Raw genomic sequence first — 23,539 nt, forward strand, 5'->3', positions numbered from 1 at the left:
CACTCCCTCCCGAGAGCGCCGGCGTCTTCGTGTCTCAGTACGCTCCTCCCATGACCCGCGCAGACGGCCGTGCCGACGACGAGCTCCGACAGATCACCTTCACCCGCAACTGGCAGGACCACCCCGCCGGATCGGTGCTGGTCGAGTTCGGTCGGACCAAGGTGCTCTGCGCCGCCTCGGCCTCGGTCGGGGTGCCGCGCTGGCGCAAGGGCTCGGGACTCGGCTGGGTGACCGCCGAGTACGCGATGCTCCCGTCCGCGACGAACACCCGCTCGGACCGCGAGTCGGTCAAGGGCAAGATCGGCGGCCGCACCCACGAGATCTCCCGGCTGATCGGCCGGTCGCTGCGCTCCGCGATCGACTACCAGGCGCTCGGGGAGAACACGATCGTGCTGGACTGCGACGTGCTCCAGGCCGACGGCGGCACCCGCACCGCGGCGATCACCGGGGCGTACGTCGCCCTCGCCGACGCGGTGGCCCACCTCAAGGCGCAGGGCGCGCTGGCGGGCGAGCCGCTGACCGGGTCGGTCGCGGCGGTCTCGGTCGGCATCATCGACGGGGTCCCGCGGCTCGACCTCCCCTACGAGGAAGACGTCCGCGCCGAGACCGACATGAACGTCGTCATGAACGGGGCCGGGTCCTTCATCGAGGTGCAGGGCACCGCCGAAGGAGCCCCCTTCGACCGCGCCGAGCTGGACGCCCTGCTCGCGCTCGCCGAGAAGGGCTGCGCCGACCTGACCCGGCTCCAGCAGGAAGCACTCCGGGCGGCCCGGTGATCGAGCCTGTCGAAATCTTCCTCGCGTCCCGCAACCCCAAGAAGATCGCCGAGATGGAGCGGATCCTCGGTGAGACGCTGCCGGGGCTGCGGGTGCTCGGCCTGGACGACGTGCCGGCGTACGACGAACCGGTGGAGGACGAGCCGGACTTCGCCGGCAACGCGCTGCTGAAGGCTCGCGCCGGCTTCGCGGTCTCCGGGCTGCCGTCGATCGCCGACGACAGCGGACTCTGCGTGGACGCCCTCAACGGGATGCCCGGGGTGCTCTCGGCCCGGTGGTCGGGTCCGCCGAAGGACGACGCGCGCAACAACCGGCTGCTGCTCGACCAGCTGGCCGACGTACCGGACGAGCGCCGTGGGGCGGAGTTCCGCTGCGCCGTCGCGCTCGTGCACGCCGGACCCGACGGTCAGGTGCGCGAGGAGGTCGTCGACGGGGTGATGCGCGGCCGGGTGATCCGGGAACTCCGCGGCGAGGGCGGCTTCGGGTACGACGTCCTCTTCGTCCCCGACGACCAGGACGGCGAGCTCACCAGCGCTGAGATGACCGCCGAGCAGAAGGACCTGATCTCGCACCGCGGGAAGTCGGTGCGGGCGATCGCCCCGATCGTGACGGTTGCGCTCGCTGGGTGAGTGCCGAAGGGGGGACTTGAACCCCCACGCCCGAAGGCACCAGATCCTAAGTCTGGCGTGTCTACCAAATTCCACCACTCCGGCTCGGCGACGAGTTTAGGTCGTCAGCCGTCCAGCCCGAGATCCCGGCGCAGCTTGCCCACGTGCCCGGTCGCCTTGACGTTGTACTGCGCCAGCTCGACCTTGCCCTTCTCGTCCACCACGATCGTGGAGCGGATGACTCCCTGGACGAGCTTCCCGTAGAGCTTCTTCTCACCGAAGGCGCCGTACGACGTCATCACGGACTTGTCGGGGTCGGAGGCGAGCGTGATCGTCAGCCCGTCGCGCTCGCGGAACTTGGCCAGCTTCTCGGGCTTGTCCGGCGAGATGCCGACGACCGTGTACCCGGCCTTCTCCAGCGTGTTCAGCGACTCGGTGAAGTCGCAGGCCTGCTTGGTGCACCCGGGGGTCATCGCCGCCGGGTAGAAGTACACGATCACCTTCGTGCCGCGGAGGTCCTTGAGCCGGACGGTTCCGGTATCGGTGCTCAGGTCGAAGTCGGGAGCCGTGTCGCCAGGGGACAGTCTGAGACTCATCCGCGTCCTCGCTTCGCTCCGGGCGCGGCCGAGGCACGAGCCGGGCTGTACTGATTGATTCCCTCACTGCGTTCGGTCATGGCAGACACGGTAACGTTCCGTCGCAGACGTCCGAGCAATGAGGAGTGGTCGTGGCAGAGAAGAACCTGAGCTCGATCGAGAGCGACATCGCGCTGACCCGTGAGCGGTTGGCCTCGACGATCGACCAGCTCGCCTACCGGACCAGCCCCAAGACGATCGCCAAGCGCGAGGTCAACCAGGTCAAGGGCTACTTCGTCGACGCCAACGGTGCGCCGCGCCAGGACAACATCATCAAGGTCGTCGGCGGCGTCGCGGGCGTCATCGTCGTCTTCGCGCTGATCCGCAAGATCGTCAAGTAACAACCTCAGTGACCAAACCCAAGCCTGCCGCGTCGACCGGGGTCGACGCCGAGAAGATCCCGATCCGGATGCTGAACGACCGCGTCCTGGTCGCCCTCGACCGCGAGGCCGGTGAACGTCGCTCCAGCGGCGGCATCCTGATCCCGGCGACCGCGGAGATGGGCGGCAAGCGGCTGTCCTGGTGCAAGGTCGTGGCCGTCGGATCGCTGGTCCGGGCCGTCCAGGTCGAGGACCGGGTTCTGTTCGATCCCGACGACAAGGCCGAGGTCGAGGTGCACGGCGAGGTCTACATCGTCGTCCGCGAACGCGACATCCACGCGGTCGCCGCCGACCGGTTGGGCGACAGTCCCACCGGGCTCTACCTCTAGCAGCCCCGCTCCGGCGGCAGGTTATCCACAGGTCGCGAGCGACCTCGCCCGGACCACCCCCGAGGGTGACCACAATTCCCGGCACCCAGGCAGACGCCTGGACGGACCGGCCTGACGGCCATCTCGGGAGGCGACATGTGGAGTGTTCGGAAGCGCGACCGGCGGGTCGGTGCCGGAGTCGGAGCGGTGCTGCTCGTCAGCACCGCGATCGGATTGATCGGGGGCGCCGCGTTGCGGCTCCCGGGCGCCGGGAGCGACGCCCGTGCATCGGTGCCGGCTGCTGGTCCGCGGGCGCCGAGTGCGGCGCCGCTGCAGCAGGGCACCGTCGTCGTCGACGACGCCGTCGGCGACCTGACCACCGAGGTCGCCCTGGGTCGCACCCGGACGCCGGACGGCGCGGTCGCGGCCTTCGCCGGGTACGCCGCGTGGTTGATCGGCTCGCCGGCCGCGGCAGCCGATCCGAGCGGCGCGGTCCGTGCGGTCGGCGGCGCCTCGGTCAACCCGGCGGACGCTCAGCTGCTGGCCGGCATGCAGCGTGTCCCGGGTGACGACTTCGCTGCCGAGTCCGGTGCCTACCGCGTGCTCGGCCTCTCGGGCGACGCCCGGGCGCCCGCCGAGGTGATGGTGGAGGTCGCGGCGCCGCTCACGGTGGCCGGCACCAGCCGCTGGTCGCGGGTCGGCGGCGTGGTCGCCTGGACCCCCTCGGGCTGGCGGGTGGTGAGCATCAGGCCGGGCGAGCTGCCGCAGCCGGAGCAGGCCCGGACCGACGTCCGCACCTTCACGGCCGAGGACCGCGCAAGGACCCTGGCCGGACTCGGCTGGCGCGCGTTCGCACGCGGAACGGGCCGGTGAGTCCGGTGCGTCGCTCCCTGCGAGGACTGCTGCTGACCTGCCTGATCGCCGTGGTGGTCTCTCCGCTCGGGCCGGTCGAACCTGCGCAGGCCGCGGACCGCCACCGGATCCTGATCACCGGCGACTCGATCACTCAGGGTTCTGCGGGCGACTACACCTGGCGGTACCGGCTGTGGGCGAAGCTCGCCCGGACGGCTCCCGGTTCCTCCTTCGTCGGCACCCGCTCGGACCTGTACGACGTGGTCAACCGCCGTCCCGGGTCCCGCTCCTACGCGGCCGGCTTCCCCGCGACCGCGCACGCCGCCGGCTGGGGCGACTCGTACCGGAGCGGCGTCGGCACCATCGCCGCGCAGGTGCGGAGCACGAAGCCCGACGTCCTGGTGGTGATGCTGGGCGGCAACGACCTCAGCCACCTGACCTCGCCGCTGGCGACGATCGCGAACGTGCGGACCTACATCGCCCGGGCACGCGCCGCCCGGCCCGGACTCGACGTGGTCGTCGGGGAGGTGCCGACCAGGTACGACCCCTGGTCCAGGAAGTACCAGCTCCGCGCCCAGGCCGCGGACTACGCGAGTCGTCTGCGGGCGCTGGCGGACCGCCTCGACACCGGAACCGAGCGGGTCGTGACCGCCCGCACCGGAGACGGCTGGGATCCCGCCCGCCACACCTGGGACGGCACCCACCCCAACTCGACGGGCGAGGCGCTGATCGCGCAGCGGGTCTCCCAGGCTCTCGCCAGGATCGGCATCGGGTCGGCCGGGCCGGACGTCTCGGGGACCAGGTCGTGGTCGGTCCCGGGGCCTGCGGCCACCCTCGAGCCCGGCGCGGACCAGGTCGCACTGACCTGGAACCGCGCCGCCACCGGATCCACCGGGATGTATGTCGAGCAGCGCTTGCGCGACAGGCGCGAGGCCTGGCGGCGGATGCCGTACGCCGTCGCCGCGAACGGCTGGGTCTCGAAGCAGCTCACCGCCGGCGGGCGCTACGAGTTCCGCCTGGTGCCGGTGAAGGGGTCGAGCGTCGGGAGAGCGGGTCCGGTGACCCGCGCGACGGTGACCGGGCCGAAGCCGGGCCCGATCAAGTCGATCAAGGTGACTGCCGGCGGCAACTCCCTGTACGGCGGCAAGGTCGGCAGCACGACCTGGAGCCGGTCCGCCCACGCCAACGCCTACCTGGTCGCCCAGCGGCGGATGAGCAACGGCAAGCTCGTCTGGGAGGACCTGCCCTACCCGGTGACGAAGCCCGCGTGGACCTTCCAGGGGTTGGAGCAGGGGCGCCGCTACGAGTTCCGGATGCGGGGAGCGCGGGGTTTCCTGCGCGGCGCCTGGCGCACCAGTGCGGTTACCCGGATGCGGGGATGGGCGATGCACAGCGTGCAGGTCTCCCTGGGGGATTCGTACTCCGCCGGTCTCGGGTCGCGCCGCCAGTACACGGACTACCGGTGCTTGCGGAGCACGAGCGCCTGGCCCTACGCCATCAACAAGGTCGCTCGCGCGCTGATCTCGCACCCGGCCTGCTCAGGTGCGCGAGTGCCGGGGGTGCGCGAGCAGGTGAAGACGATGAACAAGGTGTTCGGATCTCGTCGCGGCTCGCCGCAACTGGTCACGCTGACGATCGGCGGGAACGACGTCGGGTTCGTGGGTGCGTTGGAGGAGTGCGTTCGACAGAACTGCGTCTCGAGAGAGCGTGACCTGGTCGAGCGGATCGATCGGGTCCAGGCGCTGTTGCGGACCGTCTACCGTGAGGTCCGCAAGGCGCAGCCGTTCGCCGACATCGTCGTCGGGGGCTATCCCTCGGTGGTCGAGCCGGGTGACGTGTCGTCGGACTTCGTCTGCCTCAGGTTCACGGCCGACGAGCGCAACATGATCGCGCGGCTCGCCTCCCGGCTCAACGCCCGGATCACAGCGGCCGCCAAGGCTGCTGGCGTCTGGTCGGTAGGGCAGCGTGTCCGGGACGCCTTCCGTGGTCACAACGTCTGCAGCGGCCGCCCCTGGATCAACGGGGTCGCGATCGGCTACGGCGGTCATGGCAATCCGATCAGCCCGAAATCGTTCCATCCCAACGACCTGGGCCAAGCCGGCTACGCCAAGGTCTTCCAGGGCACTCTGAACGGACTCTTCCGATGAACCGCCGGGTCGTCGCCGGAGCCCTGCTCGGGGCAGTACTGATCTCCGGGTGCAGCAACGACGGAGATCAGGCCAAGGGTGGACCCGCTGCCAAGGTCACGACGATGCCCGACGGACCGCCCTTCACACCGCTGACCACCGCCGCGCCGGCGAATGAGGTTCCCGGTGCGCTGTCAGGCCAGCCGTCCCTGGCACGTGTCGCGGAGGTGGCGGCCGCTGGTCCGAGTCGGCTGGAGGCTGAGACGTTCGCGCTCGCAGTCGCACATCTCTTCACGGATTCTCGTCCCGGCTTCTCCGCCGAGCAGATGCTGAGGCTGGTCGCCGCACGGGCAATGCCGACGGAGCTTCGTAGCTACCTGACCCTGGAGCTCGACGGGCTCCGAAAGCTCGGGTGGGGGCAGCACTACGACACCAGCCTCGAGATGTGGATCAGATCGGCACCCCACGGCGATCCGGGACGTCCACATCGCGTCGACGTGGAGGTCTTCGCCCACGACGCGACCGAGGCCACCGGATCAGGCAGCTGGAGTCAACTGCGCTTCGGCGTCGTGCGCCAGGACGAGGAATGGCGGCTGCTGGAGTCGTCGGGCGGCCCGGTCCGGGGCGACGACGGCGAACCCGCCGACCTCACTCCCGCCCAGCGCAAGAAGTTCCTCACCGGCCCGGGGTGGCGCCGCATCCCACCTGCCTAGGCCGACTCCGGGAAGTCGACCCGGAACGTCGACCCGGCTCCGTGCACGGACTCGGCGCTGATCGTCCCTCCGTGCACGTCCGCGATCGCCTTGGCGATGGAGAGCCCGAGCCCGCTGCCGGGGACGCCGAGCTCGTGCGCGTGACTGGTCCGGAAGAAGCGGGTGAACAGCATCGCCTTGTCCTCGGCGTGGATGCCGATGCCGGTGTCCACGACCTCCAGGGCCGGGCCGGCGGTCCCGGTGCCCGGGAGGAGGCGGACGACGATCCGACCGCCGTCCGGAGTGAACTTCACCGCGTTGGTGGCGAGGTTGATCACCAGCCGTTCGAGCTCGCCGGCGTCGCCGACGACGGTGACCGGTTCTGCGGGAAGCTCGAGGTCGAGGCGCAGGTCGCGCTGGTCGAGACTGGGGCGGACGATCTCCTCGGCGCGCCGGACCACCGCTCCCAGGTCGACCTGACTGCGCCGCCGCCGGTGGTCGATGCTCTCCATGCTCGACAGCGTCAGCAGGTCGTCGATCAGGGTCAGCAGCCGCCGGCTGTTCATGTCGATGCGGGCCATCGCGTCGGCCTGCCGGGCGCTCGGCTCGCCGTACACGCCGTCCATCATCAGCTCGAGGTACCCGACGATGTTGGTGATCGGCGTCCGCAGCTCGTGGCTCACCGACGAGACGAACGCGTCCTTGACCTGGTCGATCTCGGTCAGCCGCCGGACCGCCCGGCGCTCGGTGCGCAACGCCTTCTCCAGGGCTGCCTCGGCGTCGATGCGGTCGGTGATGTCGTCGGCGGTGGCGACGTAGCCGATGAAGTCCCCGTTGTCGTCGGTGACCGGGCTGAGGATCGTGGAGAGCGTGCGCGGGATGCCGTCCTTGCGCACGAATTGCCAGACCCGGGCCGTTCCCGGCGGGAGCTGGCCGGTCGCCTGGACGACCGAGACGTACGTCGGGTCGGAGCCGAGCTCCTCGGCGTGCCGGGCCAGCTCGGCCTCGGTGTGGAACATCCGGGTGGACTGGCCGTAGACCTCCTCCGGCTCGAACCCGAGGATCGAGACGGCGCCGGGGCTGAACAGGTTGATCCGTCCCAGCCGGTCGGTGCCGATGATCGCGATGCCGCGGGCGCTCTGGACCAGGAGCTCGCTGCGGGCGCGCTCGCGCAGGGCCTGCAGAGCGCTCCACCGCTGCATCGCCACCGCCATCGAGAACGGGATCGTGACCATCGCGCAGGCGATCAGGAAGGACTGCTGCGGGAGGTAGCGGAACTCCGGGTCGAGCCGGTTGACCAGGTACCCGTCCGAGAACGGTCCGAGTCCTTCGTTGCTCATCGTGCTGGAGATGCTGGCCACCGCGACCAGCAGCAGCAGCGACTCGCGGGTCGGTGCCCGGAAGGCGACCCAGCCGAGCAGCGGGATGATCAGGAACGCGAGACTCGGGAGCTCGGTCGGGATGAACGCGACCACCGTGTAGCCGAGCGTCACCGACCAGACCAGTATCCGCTCGGTCGCCCCGTACGACGTCCGCGGCCCCTTGTGGTCGCGGAAGAGCGCCACCAGGACGGCCTGGCTGGCGAGGTGGGTGGTGAAGGTGGCGACACCGATCCGCCAGGGCACCGCGAAGTCGTTGAGCTGCGCGACACCGGCGAAGACGAGTGCTCCGACCAGGGCGCCGGCCGTGCAGGCGAGCGCGTACCGACCGAGGTCGTTCACCTCGGCGAGGCTCCACCGCCGTGACCAGCCGACCGTGATGACCCGTTGGGTGACCAGTGCCTCCAGAGCGATCCCGAGACCGAAGCCGGCCGCGATGCTGGTGTCGAAGTCGCCGATCGCGAACGACGCGGTCGCCAGCAGCGCGATCGTGACGCACAGGATCGGCACCAGGCGGCGCGGCACCAGGATCAGGACGCCGGTTGCCAGCCCGACCGGCCACATGTAGCCGATGTGCCCGCCCTCAGGTCCGTAGAGGATGGCGCCGAGCCCCAGGCCGAACATCGCCGCCAGCAGCGCGACGAGGCGGAGTGCCTGAACCCTGGTCAATCCGGCCTCCTTCGGCAACGTGGACCAGGGCTCAGAGTAGTGCCCGACTCGGGCCGGACCCGATCGATCAGCGGGTGTCGGCGATCCGGACCAGACCGCCCAGCGTGCCGACGTACGCGGCCCCGTCCCGGCCGAGGGTCACCGGGGCGTAGTTGTTGTTGTACCCGAGGTTGGTGCCGACCAGCCGGGACCACACCTGGCGTCCGGTGCGCAGGTCGACCGCGGTCAGGAACCAGGACTCGGGGGCGAGCGCGTTGGCCAGCGGGAGGCCCTTCCAGGGCAGCTCGGCGGCGCTCGGGTGGGTGTAGGCGTAGAGCAGGCCGGTCGCGAGGCTGGCCTTGCTGACCAGGGTCGGGATCCGGATGGTGGTGTTGTTCCAGGCGATGTGGCAGCCACCGTTGCGGTAGTCGACGGCGACCTTGACGAGGCCCGGCTCGGTGTCCGGGGAACGGGTGGTCACGTTCTTCGGCAGCGGGCCGGTGTAGCCGTAGTTGTTCTCGGCGATCAGCCCGCCGGGCACCGAGACGAGGCTGTTCTCGTCGGAGCCCTTGTCGGCGCCGAAGATCGGCTGCTTGCAGAGCGCCGGCCCCGGTCCGGCCTTGCCGCGCCGGAAGACCAGGACGTTCATCCGCGGGTCGGCGTTGTCGGTGATCGCGATCGAGCCGCCGCCCTTCGACGAGGCGGAGCCGATCAGCGTCGGGGTGGTGCCGCTCCCTTGGCTGACCTGGCCGGGCTTGATCCGGGACCCGTTGTCGTAGGTCCGGCGCCAGGTGACCGACGGCCGACCGCGGGTCACGTCGAACCGGTACAGCGCGTGCGTGGAGACGATGAAGACGCCGCCGGACTCGTCCATCGCGAAGCTGTTCGCGATGGTCTCGCCGGCCGGTAGCGCGACGCTGCGCACGACGCCGGCGGTGGTGATCATGCCGACCTTGCCGGAGACCGTGACGAACCAGAGCCGGCCGGCCCAGTCCGGGAGGGCCGACTGGATGCCCGAGCCCCGGGCGACCCCGGAGACGTCGATGTCGCGCACCTTGACCAGCTTGGCGCCGTCGTACCGGAGCGTGAGGATGTGCCCGTTGAACGTGGGAACCACCGCGCGGTCGGCGTTGTCGAGGTAGAAGTAGCCGCCGCCGGAGAAGTTCTGGAACGAGAACGACAGCGGGTTCTTCCGGGCCGGCAGGTTGTACGACGCCAGGGTGGCCAGCGTGGTCGGGTCGAGCACCCGCAGGGTGGCTCCGGTGATGCCGACGCAGACCGTGATGATCCGCCCGGCGCGGTCGAACGTGACCGAACCGCAGTCCGCCAGGAAGGCGGTGCTGGTGACCTTGAGATTGCGTCCCAGCGGCCCGGGCCGGTTGTAGGTGTCGGACTGGTAGGCGTCGTTGTGGAGGTTGTTCTCCTCGTTGCGCGCCATGAACGGGTGCTGGGGGATGTTCTGCCGGGGGAGCGGGCGGGCGGTCGCGGGGCTTCCGGTGAACGGGTGCAGCATGGCGTCCCGCGGGTCGGACGGGATCGGGATCGCCCGCGAGCCGGCGAGCGCGGGAGCGGTCACGGTCACCAGGGCGAGCAGCAACGCCGCAGGGAGGCGTAGGGCCGTGGCTCGAGGTCGGCGCATGGCGTGAAACATAATCACGGAATGTCTCACCGTCAACTAGGATGGCGCCATGGACTTGGCCATGCAGCTGCAACGCGAGTTGCGAGTGACCCCCGGTGGCGCAGACGGGGCCACCACTCCGGAGATCGTCCTGGCGACGGCGACACGGCAGTTCCTGGCCGGCCAGCGGATCGACATGCAGATCCTCGCGCTGGAGGCGGGCGTCAGTCGCGCCACCCTCTACCGCTGGTACGGCGACCGCGAGCGGCTGGTCGGGCAGGTGCTCTGGAACCTGAGCCGGCAGGCGCTGCAGTGGCTGGCGGACCAGTCCGAGCCCGGGGACACCGAGCACGCCCTGGACACCATCGCCGCGTTCATGCAGGTGACCAGCGAGTTCCAGCCGTTGCGCCGGTTCCTGGCCGCCGAACCGACCCTCGCGCTCCGCGCCCTGCTCGAGCCGGACGCTCCGCTGGTGGTCGCGCTGGGGGACTGGGCCACCGACCGGCTGACGCTGGCCGGCTACGGGTCGGACCCTGCCGGACCGAACCCGCGCGAGCTTGCGGAGGTGCTCGTCTCGGTGACCAGTACGTACTGCTGGGCCCGGATCATCGCGGGTGGCGAGGCGGACGTCGCCGCGGCGATGCGCGCGGTGCGGGTGCTGCTGCGCGCCTGAGCCGGATTGCCGGATTCGCCGACGCCCGGACCGCGTGCCCGCCTAGCATTTGAGCCTCTCTCCCGAAGGATGGCCGTGCGCACTCGTCTCCCTCTCGTGCTCGCCCTGCTCGCTGCGCTCGTCGTCGGCCTGGCGATCCCCGCCGCCGAGGCGAAGGCGGCGTCGGTGCCGAAGGTCGGCGGCCTGGCCGCCGCCGGTCAGGACTGGTTCAACTCCAAGCTCAAGGTGAGGTGGAAGCGCGTCGCCCGGGCGCGCTACCAGGTGCGCTGGGCTGCCGCGCCCGCCAAGCTGGCGAAGGCCAAGATCTACGGCACCACGGCCACCTCCGCGACCTCACCGACCCTCAACCGGTGCGTGCCGGCGTACGTCCAGGTCCGAGCCGTCCGCGGTCGCAAGGCCGGGGCGTGGTCGACCACGAAGAAGCTCCTGTTCACGAACACGCGTCCGGGACCCATCACGATGACCGGGACCGGAGTGCCCAACGGGGTGAAGTTCAGCTGGCCGCGGACCGCCTACGCGTCGCGGTACCGGGTGGTCTGGAACGCGGCCGTCTCCGGCAAGTTCCCCGGTCCGGTGACGTACGTGAACAGCCCGACCGGCACTTGGATGCCGCAGACCGCGACGAGCACCACCCTGGCGCTGCCGACCGTGCCGGAGCCGGGCGACAAGATGATGGGCGTCGCCTACGCGAACCCGGTGTTCGCGAAGATCCAGGCGAACAACGCCTGCAAGCCGACCGACATCCCGTCCCAGCAGTACATCCGGGTCTTCCCGAAGGCTCCCGACCCGGGCACCGGGGACGCGTTCTCGTTCGGCAACTACAACGTCGAGGCCTCGCCGACCCTGCCGACGGCCTCCGCCCGGATCGCCTCGATCGTCGCCAACATCGACCAGCGCGACCTTCAGGTGGTCGCCCTGGTCGAGGCGCACGCGCAGACCGCCACCGACATCGTGGACGCCCTGAACCTGCTTCCCGGCAACACCGGCTGGACGGCGGTCGCGAGCGCCGGCGACCCGGACCAGCGGATCCTCTACCGCTCGGACGTGTTCAGCCTGGTTTCCAGCGGCGAGTTCGGGGGCGATGCGCCGGGACCCGGAGTTCCGATCCTGACCCCGTGGGCGCGCTTCTCCCAGGTCGCCCCGAGTGACCCGGACAAGGACCAGGACCTCGTCGTCGTGGCGGTGCACACCACCCTCGACGGGGCCGACCGGGCCGCGCAGAAGAAGGACGCGCACGACGAGGCCGTCGCTCTGCTCGGCGAGATCAACGGCGAACCCGCCGTGGTCGGCGTGCCGCTGGTGCTCTCCGGAGACCTGCAGGGCGTCCGGGAGCCGTACGCCGACGACCCGCTCGACCAGGAGCACGTCGAGGGGCAGCCGACGTACATCCGGAACGGGTTCTACGACGCGATGGCCGCGGTCCAGAAGGTCGGCATCGACTACAACACCGTCAACGCGCACACCGGCGCGGACCAGCTCGTCTACCCCTCCTCGCCGCGCGCCGACTACATCCTGCTCCGCGGATTCAACGGCAGCGCGTACTACGAGAACGTCACGAACTGGTACGTGACGGATCACGTCACGCCGAGCGACCACAACCTGGTCTTCGCGCGCCTGGTGATCCCGTACAGCTCCTAGAAATCCTCGGATCCGGGCACAAATGGCCGATCTCCGGCATAACGGCGCGAGAGGTACGGATCGGTACGCAACAGTTCCGAATACGGCTGCAGTACGGGCGCGCCCGACCTAGTCTGGATCGACGGTTTAATGCTCGAAGGGATCCCCGTGTTTTCTCGTATGCGTGTCTCGGCGGCGGTGGCTCTGGCTGTCGCTGTGGTCGTCGGTCTCACGGCCCCCTCGGCCGAGGCCGCGGTGGCCAAGGTCAGCGGTGTCACCTCGGTCTCCGCGGATTGGTACAACTCCAAGCTCACGGTGCGCTGGAAGGCCGTGCGCGGCACGATCTACCAGGTGCGCTGGGCGTCCTCCAAGGCCGGACTCGCGCGGGCCAAGCCGATCGCGGCACGCGTCCCGCGGGCGACCTCCCCGACGCTGAACCGCTGCGTGACGTCGTACGTCCAGGTGCGCGCCTTCAAGGGCCGGGTCGCCGGCAAGTGGTCGACGCCCAAGGGCCTCCGCTTCACCAACAAGCGTGCCAACCCGGTCGCGATGACCGGGACCGGGATCACCGACGGGGTGACCTTCAGCTGGCCGTACACCTCGTTCGCCTCGCGCTACCGGGTGCTGTGGAACGCGGCCCCGTTCGGCAGGTTCCCCGGCGCCGCCACGTACGTCGGCGGTGGCTGGTTCGGCCAGACCGCGCGGAGCGCCACCCTGAAGCTGCCGACCGTGCCGAAGATCGGCGACAAGATGATGGGCGTCGCCTACGCGAACCCGGTCTACGCGCAGATGCAGGCGAACAACGCCTGCAAGCCGACCGACATCCCGCACAACCAGTTCATCTACGCGTTCCCGAAGGCTCCGGACCCGGGCACCGGTGACAAGTTCCGGGTCGGCACCTACAACGTCGAGGCGAACCCGACCGGGGCCCGGCTGGCCACGATCGCCGACAACATCGGCGACCACGGCCTTCAGGTGGTGCTCCTCCAGGAGGCCAACGCGGCCACGGCCGAGTCGGTGGCCCGCGCCCTCGGCAGCACCTGGTCGAAGGTGGACTCGATCCTGGCGTCCGACCAGCAGATCCTCTACCGGAACACCTACTTCGACCTCGTCGCGAACAACACCTTCGAGGTCGGCCCGAACCCCCGGCCGCCGAACAAGCCGCTGGTCACGCCGTGGGCCCGGCTCAAGGTGAAGGACGCCGACCCCGCGGCCGTGGAGCGCTCGGTGATCGTGTCCTCGGTGCACTTCCTGGAGAACACCGCGGCGAGCGCGTACTCGCAGAAGGCGTCCACCGGCGTCCAGGCCCGGGACGCCATCGCGGAGCTCGCCCGGATAAACCGCGACAACGTCCCGGTGATCGTGGGCGGCGACTTCCGCTACAAGCGGGAGCCGTTCTGCGACGAGCCGGCCTGCGACATCGAGGCGCCGCCGACCTTCGTCCGCGGCGGCTACTACGACGCGATGGCGGCCGTCACCAAGGTCAACTTCAAGTACCCGACCAACCAGGACAACCACTCGACCTCGGTGGCGAACGCCTCCGGAGTCGCGACCCGCGCGGACTACCTCATGCTCAAGGGCTTCCGCGGCAGCCTGCGGTACGAGAACGTGATCAACCGGTTCCTGCCCGGGACCCGGACGACGCCCTCGGACCACAACCTGGTGCTCGCGGACGTGGTCCTGCCGGCTCCCTAGGGAGAGGCCCGAACAGGCCCTGAACATCGAGGAAGCCCCCTCCCGACCTAGGTCGGGAGGGGGCTTCCTCGTGCTTGCTGTGCGCCAACAGGGACTTGAACCCCGAACCCGCTGATTAAGAGTCAGCTGCTCTGCCAATTGAGCTATTGGCGCCTGAAGCGGTGCAAACTTTAGCAGCGGTTCCGGCGGAACTGAAATCGGGGGGCACCCTCGGGCGCTCGCCTACCGGAGTGCCAGAACCGCCTGCGCCGCGTTGTGCCCGCCGAGGCCGCTGACGGCCCCGCCGCGACGCGATCCGGAGCCGCACAGCAGCACCGAGCCGACGTCGGTGGCGACGCCCCACTGCTGCGCCGGGGTCTCCAGCGCCTCGCGGTTCGACGCCCACGGCCAGGCCAGGTCGCCGTGGAAGATGTGGCCGCCGGGCATGGCCAGATCGGCCTCGACGTCCTGCGGGAACTTGGCCTCGACGCAGAGGTTGCCGGCCTGGTCGGTCATCACGCAGCTGAGCAGCGGTTCCATCAGGTGCGCGTCGATGGCATCGATCGCGCGCCGTACGGCGTCCAGCCGGCGGGTCTCCGTGTCGACCGCGAAGAGCGCCTCGGGCATGTGCAAGCCGAAGTAGGTCAGCGTGTGCGACCCGTAGTCGGCGAGCCCACCGAGGATCGACGGGTCGGTCAGCGAGTGGCAGTACAGCTCGCCCGGCGGCGTGCTCGGCACCCGGCCGGCGGCGGCCTCGGCGTACGCGGTCGCCAGGGCGCCGTACTCCTCGGCGACGTGGAAGGTCCCGGCGAAGGCGGTCCGCGGGTCGACCCCGGACTTGAGGCGGGGGAGCCGGGAGAGCAGGAAGTTGATCTTGAGCTGTGCGCCCGCCGGCTTGGTGTCGACGGCGGCGTCCTCCCCGAGCAGGATCCGGAGCACCCACGGTGCGACGTTGCTGAGCACCGTTCCGGCCCGGACGCTGTGCTCGCGGGAGCCGTCGTGCCAGGTGACCTCGGCGCCGCCCGCACCGTCACCACCGGCGTCCGCACGGATCGCGCTGACCCCGGCGCCGGTCAGGATCTCGGCACCTGCTTCGACTGCCGCGCGCGCCATCGCGTCGGTGACCGCGCCCATCCCGCGCACCGGCACCCGCCACTCGCCGGTGCCGTTGCCGATCAGGTGGTAGAGGAAGCAGCGGTTCTGGATCAGCGACGGGTCGTGGACGTCGGCGAAGGTGCCGATCAGGGCATCGGTGGCGACCACGCCGCGGACCAGGTCGTCGGCGAAGCGCGCCTCGATGACCTCGCCGATCGGGCGCTCGACCAGCGCCGACCAGATCTCCTCCCCGATACCGGACGCCATCGCGCGGGCGGTCAGCAGCGGCTGGGTCAGCGTCGGCGCGACCCGGGCCGCGACCTCGGCGACCTCGGCGTAGAACTGCTGCCAGGCGGCGTACTCCTCGGTGCCTCCGGTCAGGTCCCGGAACGACTGCGCGGTGGCCGGACCGGGCTCGTGCTCGACCAGCAGGCCGACGTTGCGTCCGTCGCGGAAGGCGGGGGAGTACGACGCCACCGCCCGCGAGCGCAGCTCGACGTTGAGGTCGAGGTCGCGGGCGATGCTCTCGGGCAGCAGCGAGACCAGGTAGGAGTACCGGGACAGCCGCGCGCCCATCCCCGGGAACGCCTCGGTGCTGACCGCCGCGCCTCCCACGTGGGAGAGCCGTTCCAGGACCAGCGTGGAGAGCCCGGCCCGGGCCAGGTACGCCGCCGCGGTCAGGCCGTTGTGTCCGCCGCCCACGATCACGACGTCGTAGGAGTTCCCCCGCGAGCTCATAGGAGCACCGTAGTGGAGCAATCGGGACGTGTCGTGTGTCACCGGGACATAACGCATCCCCGGACTGCCTCGTTGACCTGGCATGGACGTCCCCTCCCTCCGGCCGGCACTCCGGCTCGCGCAGCGGCCGCGTCCGGCCCGTTCGCTGGGGTCGACCGTGCTGCGGGTGCTGGTGCCGCGGGCGCTGGTCTTCGCGACCCTGTCCGGGGTGCTGCTGGTCGGCAGCGCGATGGCGGTCAGTCCGTCCTCCGCGCCGGCGGAGGCGCTGCCCCGGGTGGCACCGACCTGGTCCGTCGCCGATCGCGCCGCGCAGCCCGACTGCGTGCCGACGGCGTCGTGGCCCGAGGGGCGCCTCGGCTCGGCCGTGGTCGTGCACCGGTTCAGTGACGACGCCACCGTGCGGCTGCCGTTCCTGGAGGCCTGGCGGACGAACCACAACGAGTCCGAGGCGGACGACCTCTGGGTGCTCGGTGTCTGTCCCTGAATCAGACCCTTGCATTTAGTTTAATCTTGAACTAATCTTTGAGGCATGCCAGCCGTAACAGTCGACGACCTGACCGTGCTGAACCGTCTGCCCGTTCCCGGGCTCGGCGACACGGTCCGCCCTGTCAAGCAGATCATCGACGCCCCCTCGGGCTACGAGGGCGAGGGGTTCCCGGTACGCCGGGCCTTCGCCGGTGTCGACCTGCGGGACCTCGACCCCTTCATCCACATGGATCAGATGGGCGAGGTCGAGTACGCACCCGGAGAGCCCAAGGGGACTCCCTGGCACCCGCACCGCGGCTTCGAGACCGTCACCTACATCATCGACGGCGTCTTCGACCACCAGGACAGCCACGGCGGCGGCGGCACCATCACCAACGGTGACACCCAGTGGATGACCGCCGGCGCGGGGCTGCTGCACATCGAGGCGCCGCCGGAGTGGCTCGTCCAGAAGGGCGGCCTCTTCCACGGCATCCAGCTCTGGGTGAACCTGCCCAAGGACGCCAAGTGGAACGCGCCGCACTACCAGGACATCCGCTCCGGCCAGGTCGGGCTGACCACCTCCGCCGACGCCGGCGCCCTGGTCCGGGTGATCGCGGGCAACCTGGGCGCGACCGAGGGTCCTGGGTCGACGTACACGCCGATGACGATGGTGCACGCCACCGTCTCCCCGGGTGCCCAGCTCGAGCTGCCCTGGGACCCGGAGTACAACGCGCTGGTCTACGTCCTCTCCGGGCACGGCACGGTCGGCCTGGAGAAGAAGCCGCTGCGGATGGGCAACCTCGCGGTGCTCGGCAAGGGCGACTTCGTCACCGTCGAGGGTTCCAGGACCCAGGACAGCCGTACGCCGGCCTTCGACGTGATCGTGCTCGGCGGCAAGCCGATCCGGGAGCCGATCGCGATGGCGGGCCCGTTCGTGATGAACACCAAGGCCGAGGTCATGCAGGCGTTCGAGGACTTCCAGAAGGGCCGTCTCGGCACCATCCCGAGCGTGCACGGGGCACCGACGACCCTGCAGGAGGGCTGACCTCCGCAGGGCCGCCGGCTCGACGCACCGCCCCGAGAACCGGGCAGATTCAGCCGGGAGTCCCCGTCAGTGCGGGAACAGCGGTGCGACGGTCAGGGTGAACGCCCGGGCGGGGTCGGCGGCGCGCTGGCGCTCCAGGAAGTCGTGCGCCGAGGTCAGCGCCTCCAGGCCGGTGTCGAACGGGCCGCTGGAGGTGACCACCCCGGTCGCGACGTCCCGGGTGATCACGATGTGCGCGCAGGTGGCTGCCTCGGCCTCCGCCTCGAGGGTAGCCCGGTGCAGCAGCAGTGCGGCGGCGCCGGTCGACATCCCGGCCAGGTCCTCGACCGGGTACGCGCCCGGTGGTGGCGGGTTGATGTCGGCGTCCGGCCACGCCCCGGGCGCGTGCGCGCCGTACTCGTGGTAGCCGGGCGGGCAGCCGCAGTCGGCAGGCCCGCCGTCGCGGATGCGGCGGCCGGGGATCGCACGGCCGCGCTTCTGCGCGCGACCAGGCTTGCGGTGCCGGGGAGGGGTCTCGTCGGGGCTGGGCACAGGCGTCTCCTGGGAGGACTAGCCCCCTGGGAGGGGAGGGGACTCTCGCCAGGAAGACCTCGCGCGGATCGCCTTCTGACGCCAACGCCGCCGTGACCTGGATCACATTGCGGAACGGGACGGTCGAGGCGTATCCGGAAATGCGAGGAACCCCGCCGGAGAATCCGACGGGGTTCCTCGTCTCAGGGTGAGTAACGGGACTTGAACCCGCGACATCCGCCACCACAAGGCGGCGCTCTACCAGCTGAGCTATACCCACCATCGCTCGCGCCACCGGCACGAGCAGGGAAGAGCATACCGAATGAATCGGTCTGCGTTTAACCGGGTTTCGTCGCGCCCGTCAGAGCGCCCTGGTGGACCGCCGCGATCCGCTTGGCCTCGTCGGCGTCGATGCCCGGCGACGGCTTGAAGACCGCCTCCCGGTAGAAGCGCAGCTCCTCGATGCTCTCCTGGATGTCGGCCAGCGCGCGGTGCCCGCCGGTTTTCGCCGGGGCGTTGAAGTAGGTCTTCGGGAACCAGCGCCGCGACAGCTCCTTGATCGAGGAGACGTCGACGATCCGGTAGTGCAGGAACGCCTCCAGCTCGGGCATGTCGCGGGCCAGGAACGAGCGGTCGGTGGCGACGGTGTTGCCCGCCAGCGGCGGCCGGCTGCCGTCGGGGCAGTGCTCCCGGATGTAGGCGAGCACGCGCTCCTGGGCGTCCGCCATCGTGGTCCCGGTGCCGAGCTCGTCGAGCAGTCCCGACTTGACGTGCATGTCGTGCACGAACGGCACCATCTGCTCCAGCGCGCCGGGGGGTGGCGCGATGATCACGTCGATCCCGTCTCCGAGCACGTTGAGGTCGAAGTCGGTCACCAGGGCCGCCACCTCGATCAACGCATCCGCGCCCAGGTCGAGTCCGGTCATCTCGCAGTCGATCCACACCAGTCGGTCATTCACGTTGCGGAGCCTACTCAGGTTCGCTTCAGGACTCGCCCCTACATTGGAGGAATGCTCCGCTGGACCGGCCTCGCGGCCCGACTCGTCGTCGGCGGGGTGTGGGTCTACGCAGGTCTGCTGAAGCTCCCGCACCCCGAGTCCAGCGTGACCGCGGTGCGCGCCTACCAGCTGCTGCCGACCGGGATGGCGGACACCGTCGGGCGGGTGCTGCCGATGCTCGAGGTCGTCCTCGGGGTGTGCCTGATCCTCGGGCTGCTGACCCGGTTCAGCGGCGCCCTCTCGGCGCTGCTGCAGGTCGCGTTCATCGTCGGGATCATCTCGGTCTGGAGCCGCGGGATCGCGATCAACTGCGGTTGCTTCGGCGACGGCGGCCCGGATCCCGACGCGTTCAGCAAGTACCCCTGGGAGATCGCCCGCGACGTCGGGCTGATGGCGCTCTCCCTCCTCCTCGTCGTACGGCCGCGGACGCCGTATGCCGTGGACACCCTCCTCTTTCCATCCACGCACGAGATCCAGAAGCAGGGAACAGATGTCCAAGCAGAACCGTGAGAGCAACCGGGCCGAGAAGGCCGCCGCGATCCGCGCCGACCAGGCGCGCAAGGAGCGCAACAAGCGAGTCGCCATCGTGGCCGGCATCCTGGTGGTGCTCGGCGCGATCGTCGCGGCCGGCGCGTGGTACTCCTCCGACGACACCGCTCCGGGAGACAACTCCAGCGTCGAGGTCGCGATCGGTGACGGCTCGGTCCTCGTCGGCAAGACGACCGCCCCGGTCAAGGTCGTCGTCTACGAGGACTTCCTCTGCCCGTACTGCCGCGAGCTCGAGGACTCCACCCGCGAGTTCCTCCGCGAGAACGCCGCGAAGGGCAAGGTCCAGGTCGAGTACCGGCCGATCAACCTGCTCACCCAGACGACGTACTCGGCGCGGGCCCTGAACGCGTGGGCGGCGGTGCTGAAGAACGCCAGCCCGAACGCGGCGCTCAAGCTGCACGACCTGTTCTACGAGAACCAGCCCTACGAGGGGTCGGCGGACAAGACCACCGACGCGGACATCGCGAAGCTCGTCACGAAGGCGGGCGGCGACAACGCGGCCGTGCGGAAGGCGATGAAGACCCAGGACACGGCGTTCTTCGCCGCCGCGTCCCAGGCGATGACGGACCAGGGCATCCAGGGCACCCCGACGGTCTTCGTCGACGGCAAGGAGCTGACGGGATCCAGCATCGGCGACCTGGTGTCGCAGATCGAGAACGCGGTCGACAACGGGTCCTAAAGTGTCCTGGTGACTGATCTGACCTCGTTCATCGCCGGGCTCCCGAAGGCCGAGCTGCACGTCCACCACGTCGGTTCGGCCTCGCCCCGGGCGGTCGCCGAGCTGGCCCAGCGGTATCCCGGCACCGTGCCGAGCGACCCGGAGGCGCTGGCAGCGTTCTTCGAGTTCACCGACTTCGGCCACTTCATCGAGGTCTACCTCGCCGTCGTCGACCTGATCCGGACGCCGGAGGACATCCGGCTGCTGACCTACGAGGTCGCCCGGGAGATGGCCGAGGGCCAGTCGCTGCGGTACGCCGAGCTGACCTGTACCCCGTACACCTCGGTGATCCGGGGGATCCCGATCGAGGCGTACAGCGAGGCGATCGAGGACGCCCGTACGGCGGCGCTGCGCGACTTCGGGCTCCGGCTGCAGTGGATCTACGACATCCCGGGCGAGAGCGGTCTGCCGGCCGCCGAGGCGACCCTGGAGTACGCGCTGAAGCACCCGACCGACGGGCTGGTCGGCTTCGGCCTCGGCGGTCCCGAGGTCGGCGTACCGCGGCCGCAGTTCAAGCCGCACTTCGACGCGGCGCGGGCGGCCGGGCTGCACAGCGTCCCGCACGCGGGGGAGACGACCGGACCGGAGACGATCTGGGACGCGATCCGGGTGCTCGGCGCCGAGCGGATCGGTCACGGGACCTCGGCCGCCACCGATCCGGAGCTGCTCGCCCACCTGGCCGAGACCGGGATCCCGCTGGAGGTCTGCCCGTCCTCGAACATCGCGACCCGGGCGGTGGCGACCCTGGCCGAGCACCCGATCGCCGCGTTCCGCGACGCGGGCGTGGTGGTCACGGTGAACAGCGACGACCCGCCGATGTTCTCGACCTCGCTGAACCAGGAGTACGCGATCGCCGCGGACCTGCTCGACCTCGACGAGGCCGGTCTCGGGGACCTGGCGAAGGCGGCCGTCGGGGCGTCGTTCGCCGACGACGCGTACAAGCGCGAGCTCTGCGCGGAGATCGACGGCTACGTGGCGGCGTCCGGGAAGAATTGAGGGCCAGCCGACTCATACTCGGCTGGCCCACCACTTTTCTACGTCAGTGGCAGGGGTCAGCCTGGCCACGACACGCGTACGAGGTGGTGCGAATCACCGTTCAGTGGGTGAATTCGCCGGAAATTGCACGGTGAGATCCGGCGCTGACGAGCGAAGCCCGCCTCGTCGCAGTGCGGTACGGCGAGGCGGGCTTCGTAGGACGCCCGCTCAAGTCGGGCGCCCGTTCAGGGGGTGACCGGGACGTACCCGGACACTGCCCCGATCAAACCAGGACGCTCCAAAGGGCCGTGCGAACGAGGAACGGGCGCCCCCGGCACGATTCGAACGTGCGACCTAGAGATTAGAAGGCTCTTGCTCTATCCAGCTGAGCTACGGGGGCCGGGACCGAGAGTGTGGTCGCGCGACTGGCCGACCGAACCCCCGGGCTCCGCGGCTGATTATTGCAGGCAGGGACGGTGCCGGGCCGGAACGCGGTCCTAGGCGTCGTAGTCGATCCGCAGCTCCTCGCTGACCGGGTGCGCCTGGCAGGTCAGCACGTAGCCGGTGGCGATCTCGTCCTCGTCGAGCGCGTGGTTCTGGTCCATCACGGCCTTGCCGAGCAGCACCTTCGCGCGGCACGTCCCGCAGGCACCGCCGGCGCACGAGTACGGCGGCTCGAGGCCCTGCTGCATCGCGGCGTCCAGGATCGTGTCGCCGGTGGAGCGCAACCCGAAGGTGGTCTCGACGCCGTCCAGCGCGACCGTCACCTGGCTCTCGATGTCGACGCCGACCTCGACCTGGGAGGGCTCGGTGTGGAAGACCTCGGTGAGCACGGTGCCGTCGATCGACGCGCTCAGCGAGTCCACCAGCTCCTGCGGCCCGCACAGGAACCAGGCGTCGACGTCGTGGGGCGCCAGCTCGTGCACCAGCTCGGCGGTGACCCGGCCCTCGAGCGGTGCTCCCGGCGTCCGGGACAGCACGTGGTGGACGGTGAGCCGGTCTCCGGCGAGGGCGTCCAGCTGGGGACCGAACATCGCCGACCGCGGGGTGCGGTTGCCGTACACGAGCGTGAAGGTGCTCTCCGGCTCCGCCTCCAGCGTGGTCGCGATGATCGACATCAGCGGGGTGATCCCCGAGCCCGCCGCGACCGCCACGTAGCTCCGCCGCGCGGAGGCGTCGAGCGCGAGGTGGAAACGCCCGGTCGGCGACATCACGTCGAGGATGTCGTCGGCCACCAGGTCGCGGTGGACGTACGTGGAGAACACGCCGCCCTCGATCCGCTTCACCGCGACCCGCAGCGTGTTGGCGGAGACCGGCTCGATAATCGAGTAGCTGCGCCGGACGTCGGCCCCGTCGATGACCGCGCGCAGGGTGATGTGCTGGCCCTGGACGTAGCGGTACTCGTGCTCCAGGTCCGCCGGTACGTCGAAGGTCACGACCGTGCTGTCCTCGGTCAGCCTCGCGACCGAGCGGACCCGCAACGGGTGGAACACCGGCCGCTGCGCCGAGGCCCGGTCGGGGGTCGGTCCGAGGTCGTCGGTCAGCCGGCGCCAGGTGCGGTACTCGGTCGGGGTCAGCGACCGGCCGAACCAGGTCGAGATGGCCGCGTTGCGGTCCAGGTAGGCCTGCTCGTTGCGGCGCCAGGCCCGCACGTAGCGGTAGAACGGCACGCTCGGGTGCAGGTGATGGACCAGGTGGTAGTTCTGGTAGACGAACAACGGGGTCAGCCAGAACTCGCCGCCGACCCGCACCCGGGTCGCCTGGTACTTGTTCTCGCGCTGGGTGACAGTCAGGCCGTGGTGCGGCAGGTAGTCGAACCACCAGGCGAGGACGACCAGGCCGATCCGCTGGGGGATCAGGTAGAGCCAGAGGATCTCGGCGGCGTACCCGGTGGTCATCCCGACCGTCATCCCCGCGATCACGACCACGAAGGTCGTCAGGGCGAGAGCCGCCTCCTGCCGGGGCCGGTGCGCGATGCCCTTGAGGTAGAAGACCAGGTACCAGAGGTCGATGGTGGCCCAGCGCAGCGGCAGCTGCCAGGCCGGCCCGGCGCTGGTCCAGTTGTCCGGATCGATCGTCATCGGCTCGTTGGTGTTGCGGTGGTGCTCGATGTGGATGAACTTGACCACCGGGAACGTCGTCCAGAGCACCACGAACGGCATCGAGAGGTGCCCGAAGGCGTCGTTGACCCGGGTGTTGGTGCTGATCGCGTGGTGGGTCGACTCGTGCAGCACGCTGAACATCAGGAACGTGACCGCGGCCCCGATCGGCACCGTCAGCCAGCGCGACCAGTCGCCCGCGAGGACGCCGTACGCCTCGGCGGCGAAGAGTGCCAGGGTGCCGGCGTACAGGGCCGCCGTCGGCCAGGCGAGCTGCGGGACCTTCTCGCCGGGGTCCGGGAGCCCGAGGACGGGCTGGGGCGCTGGCGGCAGGGCGGTCTGCGACATGGGGCCTCGTTCG

The 23,539-nt window shown here is 70.2% G+C and carries 22 protein-coding genes and 4 tRNA genes; 15 read left to right on the forward strand and 11 right to left on the reverse strand.

The window, feature by feature from the left end; all coding sequences use genetic code 11:
* The first annotated feature begins 50 nt into the window (after positions 1–50).
* Positions 51–776 (forward strand): ribonuclease PH, encoded by a 726-nt coding sequence (gene rph / locus EFK50_RS15700; RefSeq protein WP_123228441.1) that lies wholly within the window; start codon positions 51–53, stop codon positions 774–776.
* Entirely contained in the window at positions 773–1,405 is a 633-nt protein-coding gene (locus EFK50_RS15705; RefSeq protein WP_123228442.1) for a non-canonical purine NTP pyrophosphatase, read from the forward strand. Before rph ends, EFK50_RS15705 begins: the two co-directional genes overlap by 4 nt.
* 1 nt (position 1,406) lies before the next feature.
* Here the strand turns inward: EFK50_RS15705 and EFK50_RS15710 are convergent.
* A tRNA-Leu gene (locus EFK50_RS15710) sits at positions 1,407–1,489 on the reverse strand.
* 20 nt (positions 1,490–1,509) lie between these two features.
* Positions 1,510–1,980 (reverse strand): thioredoxin-dependent thiol peroxidase, encoded by a 471-nt coding sequence (gene bcp / locus EFK50_RS15715; protein ID WP_123228443.1) that lies wholly within the window; start codon positions 1,978–1,980, stop codon positions 1,510–1,512.
* 131 nt (positions 1,981–2,111) lie between these two features.
* Here bcp and EFK50_RS15720 point away from each other — a divergent pair, with 131 nt between their 5' ends.
* The 5 genes from EFK50_RS15720 to EFK50_RS15740 all read left to right on the forward strand — a co-directional run bounded on the left by EFK50_RS15720 (position 2,112) and on the right by EFK50_RS15740 (position 6,398).
* On the forward strand, positions 2,112–2,360 hold the full coding sequence (locus EFK50_RS15720) for a DUF3618 domain-containing protein (RefSeq protein WP_123228702.1): 249 nt from the start codon (positions 2,112–2,114) through the stop codon (positions 2,358–2,360).
* 68 nt (positions 2,361–2,428) lie between these two features.
* The gene (locus EFK50_RS15725; protein ID WP_123228703.1) at positions 2,429–2,728 is read left to right on the forward strand and encodes a GroES family chaperonin; all 300 of its coding nucleotides are present in this window, start codon (positions 2,429–2,431) and stop codon (positions 2,726–2,728) included.
* Positions 2,729–2,863: 135 nt separating this feature from the next.
* The gene (locus tag EFK50_RS15730) at positions 2,864–3,580 is read left to right on the forward strand and encodes a hypothetical protein (RefSeq protein ID WP_123228444.1); all 717 of its coding nucleotides are present in this window, start codon (positions 2,864–2,866) and stop codon (positions 3,578–3,580) included.
* A gap of 5 nt (positions 3,581–3,585) precedes the next feature.
* Complete coding sequence (locus tag EFK50_RS15735; RefSeq protein ID WP_148046196.1) at positions 3,586–5,706, forward strand: GDSL-type esterase/lipase family protein; 2,121 nt, start codon at positions 3,586–3,588, stop codon at positions 5,704–5,706.
* 104 nt (positions 5,707–5,810) lie between these two features.
* Complete coding sequence (locus EFK50_RS15740; RefSeq protein ID WP_148046197.1) at positions 5,811–6,398, forward strand: hypothetical protein; 588 nt, start codon at positions 5,811–5,813, stop codon at positions 6,396–6,398.
* Here the strand turns inward: EFK50_RS15740 and EFK50_RS15745 are convergent.
* Positions 6,395–8,425 (reverse strand): ATP-binding protein, encoded by a 2,031-nt coding sequence (locus EFK50_RS15745; RefSeq protein WP_123228447.1) that lies wholly within the window; start codon positions 8,423–8,425, stop codon positions 6,395–6,397. The genes EFK50_RS15740 and EFK50_RS15745 overlap by 4 nt on opposite strands.
* Positions 8,426–8,492: 67 nt before the next feature.
* Positions 8,493–10,043 carry a hypothetical protein gene (locus EFK50_RS15750; RefSeq protein WP_123228448.1) on the reverse strand — a complete coding sequence of 517 codons (1,551 nt, stop codon included), beginning with the start codon at positions 10,041–10,043 and terminating at the stop codon, positions 8,493–8,495.
* Positions 10,044–10,092: 49 nt separating this feature from the next.
* Between EFK50_RS15750 and EFK50_RS15755 the strand changes: the two genes are divergently transcribed.
* The 3 genes from EFK50_RS15755 (at position 10,093) to EFK50_RS15765 (ending at position 14,007) form a co-directional block, all read left to right on the forward strand.
* Positions 10,093–10,695 (forward strand): QsdR family transcriptional regulator, encoded by a 603-nt coding sequence (locus EFK50_RS15755; protein ID WP_123228449.1) that lies wholly within the window; start codon positions 10,093–10,095, stop codon positions 10,693–10,695.
* A 75-nt stretch (positions 10,696–10,770) separates the two neighbouring features.
* Positions 10,771–12,333 (forward strand): exonuclease/endonuclease/phosphatase family protein, encoded by a 1,563-nt coding sequence (locus tag EFK50_RS15760; RefSeq protein ID WP_148046198.1) that lies wholly within the window; start codon positions 10,771–10,773, stop codon positions 12,331–12,333.
* Between the two features lie 195 nt (positions 12,334–12,528).
* Positions 12,529–14,007 (forward strand): exonuclease/endonuclease/phosphatase family protein, encoded by a 1,479-nt coding sequence (locus EFK50_RS15765; RefSeq protein WP_148046199.1) that lies wholly within the window; start codon positions 12,529–12,531, stop codon positions 14,005–14,007.
* Between the two features lie 80 nt (positions 14,008–14,087).
* Here EFK50_RS15765 and EFK50_RS15770 read toward each other — a convergent pair.
* Positions 14,088–14,160 (reverse strand) — tRNA-Lys (locus EFK50_RS15770).
* Between the two features lie 69 nt (positions 14,161–14,229).
* Entirely contained in the window at positions 14,230–15,819 is a 1,590-nt protein-coding gene (locus EFK50_RS15775; RefSeq protein ID WP_123228452.1) for a phytoene desaturase family protein, read from the reverse strand.
* Positions 15,820–15,901: 82 nt separating this feature from the next.
* Between EFK50_RS15775 and EFK50_RS15780 the strand changes: the two genes are divergently transcribed.
* Both EFK50_RS15780 and EFK50_RS15785 read left to right on the forward strand, forming a co-directional pair.
* The gene (locus tag EFK50_RS15780; protein ID WP_123228453.1) at positions 15,902–16,303 is read left to right on the forward strand and encodes a hypothetical protein; all 402 of its coding nucleotides are present in this window, start codon (positions 15,902–15,904) and stop codon (positions 16,301–16,303) included.
* Positions 16,304–16,348: 45 nt separating this feature from the next.
* Positions 16,349–17,329: a pirin family protein gene (locus tag EFK50_RS15785; protein ID WP_123228454.1), complete on the forward strand. Its 981-nt coding sequence runs from the start codon at positions 16,349–16,351 to the stop codon at positions 17,327–17,329.
* Between the two features lie 66 nt (positions 17,330–17,395).
* Here the strand turns inward: EFK50_RS15785 and EFK50_RS15790 are convergent, their stop codons facing one another.
* The 3 genes from EFK50_RS15790 to orn all read right to left on the reverse strand — a co-directional run bounded on the left by EFK50_RS15790 (position 17,396) and on the right by orn (position 18,798).
* Entirely contained in the window at positions 17,396–17,860 is a 465-nt protein-coding gene (locus tag EFK50_RS15790) for a hypothetical protein (RefSeq protein ID WP_123228455.1), read from the reverse strand.
* 186 nt (positions 17,861–18,046) lie between these two features.
* Positions 18,047–18,119, reverse strand: a tRNA-His gene (locus tag EFK50_RS15795).
* Between the two features lie 58 nt (positions 18,120–18,177).
* Positions 18,178–18,798, reverse strand: coding sequence for an oligoribonuclease (orn, locus tag EFK50_RS15800; protein WP_123228456.1), 621 nt, complete (start codon positions 18,796–18,798; stop codon positions 18,178–18,180).
* A 51-nt stretch (positions 18,799–18,849) separates the two neighbouring features.
* Here orn and EFK50_RS15805 point away from each other — a divergent pair, with 51 nt between their 5' ends.
* The 3 genes from EFK50_RS15805 to EFK50_RS15815 are packed head-to-tail and all read left to right on the forward strand — an operon-like array spanning position 18,850 to position 21,100.
* Positions 18,850–19,347: a MauE/DoxX family redox-associated membrane protein gene (locus tag EFK50_RS15805; protein ID WP_123228457.1), complete on the forward strand. Its 498-nt coding sequence runs from the start codon at positions 18,850–18,852 to the stop codon at positions 19,345–19,347.
* Positions 19,328–20,065 carry a DsbA family protein gene (locus EFK50_RS15810; protein ID WP_123228458.1) on the forward strand — a complete coding sequence of 246 codons (738 nt, stop codon included), beginning with the start codon at positions 19,328–19,330 and terminating at the stop codon, positions 20,063–20,065. The genes EFK50_RS15805 and EFK50_RS15810 overlap by 20 nt, the downstream gene beginning before the upstream one ends.
* 9 nt (positions 20,066–20,074) lie before the next feature.
* Positions 20,075–21,100: an adenosine deaminase gene (locus EFK50_RS15815; RefSeq protein WP_123228459.1), complete on the forward strand. Its 1,026-nt coding sequence runs from the start codon at positions 20,075–20,077 to the stop codon at positions 21,098–21,100.
* A gap of 305 nt (positions 21,101–21,405) precedes the next feature.
* Here EFK50_RS15815 and EFK50_RS15820 read toward each other — a convergent pair.
* Positions 21,406–21,479 (reverse strand) — tRNA-Arg (locus tag EFK50_RS15820).
* Positions 21,480–21,576: 97 nt separating this feature from the next.
* On the reverse strand, positions 21,577–23,526 hold the full coding sequence (locus tag EFK50_RS15825) for a fatty acid desaturase (protein WP_123228460.1): 1,950 nt from the start codon (positions 23,524–23,526) through the stop codon (positions 21,577–21,579).
* Positions 23,527–23,539: the final 13 nt, after the last annotated feature.

Origin of the sequence: Nocardioides marmoriginsengisoli (assembly GCF_003725695.1) — a bacterium.
In the GTDB taxonomy this organism is placed as follows: Bacteria; Actinomycetota; Actinomycetes; order Propionibacteriales; family Nocardioidaceae; genus Marmoricola; species Marmoricola marmoriginsengisoli.

Excerpts from the sequence above, each read along its gene's own strand:
- EFK50_RS15810 (WP_123228458.1), top strand. The coding sequence starts at position 19,328 with ATGTCCAAGCAGAACCGTGAGAGCAACCGGGCCGAGAAGGCCGCCGCG.
- EFK50_RS15725 (WP_123228703.1), top strand. The coding sequence starts at position 2,429 with ATGCTGAACGACCGCGTCCTGGTCGCCCTCGACCGCGAGGCCGGTGAA.
- EFK50_RS15740 (WP_148046197.1), top strand. The coding sequence starts at position 5,811 with ATGCCCGACGGACCGCCCTTCACACCGCTGACCACCGCCGCGCCGGCG.
- EFK50_RS15785 (WP_123228454.1), top strand. The coding sequence starts at position 16,349 with ATGCCAGCCGTAACAGTCGACGACCTGACCGTGCTGAACCGTCTGCCC.
- EFK50_RS15750 (WP_123228448.1), bottom strand. The coding sequence starts at position 10,043 with ATGCGCCGACCTCGAGCCACGGCCCTACGCCTCCCTGCGGCGTTGCTG.
- rph (WP_123228441.1), top strand. The coding sequence starts at position 51 with ATGACCCGCGCAGACGGCCGTGCCGACGACGAGCTCCGACAGATCACC.
- EFK50_RS15775 (WP_123228452.1), bottom strand. The coding sequence starts at position 15,819 with ATGAGCTCGCGGGGGAACTCCTACGACGTCGTGATCGTGGGCGGCGGA.
- EFK50_RS15755 (WP_123228449.1), top strand. The coding sequence starts at position 10,093 with ATGGACTTGGCCATGCAGCTGCAACGCGAGTTGCGAGTGACCCCCGGT.
- EFK50_RS15780 (WP_123228453.1), top strand. The coding sequence starts at position 15,902 with ATGGACGTCCCCTCCCTCCGGCCGGCACTCCGGCTCGCGCAGCGGCCG.
- EFK50_RS15805 (WP_123228457.1), top strand. The coding sequence starts at position 18,850 with ATGCTCCGCTGGACCGGCCTCGCGGCCCGACTCGTCGTCGGCGGGGTG.
- bcp (WP_123228443.1), bottom strand. The coding sequence starts at position 1,980 with ATGAGTCTCAGACTGTCCCCTGGCGACACGGCTCCCGACTTCGACCTG.
- EFK50_RS15825 (WP_123228460.1), bottom strand. The coding sequence starts at position 23,526 with ATGTCGCAGACCGCCCTGCCGCCAGCGCCCCAGCCCGTCCTCGGGCTC.
- EFK50_RS15730 (WP_123228444.1), top strand. The coding sequence starts at position 2,864 with ATGTGGAGTGTTCGGAAGCGCGACCGGCGGGTCGGTGCCGGAGTCGGA.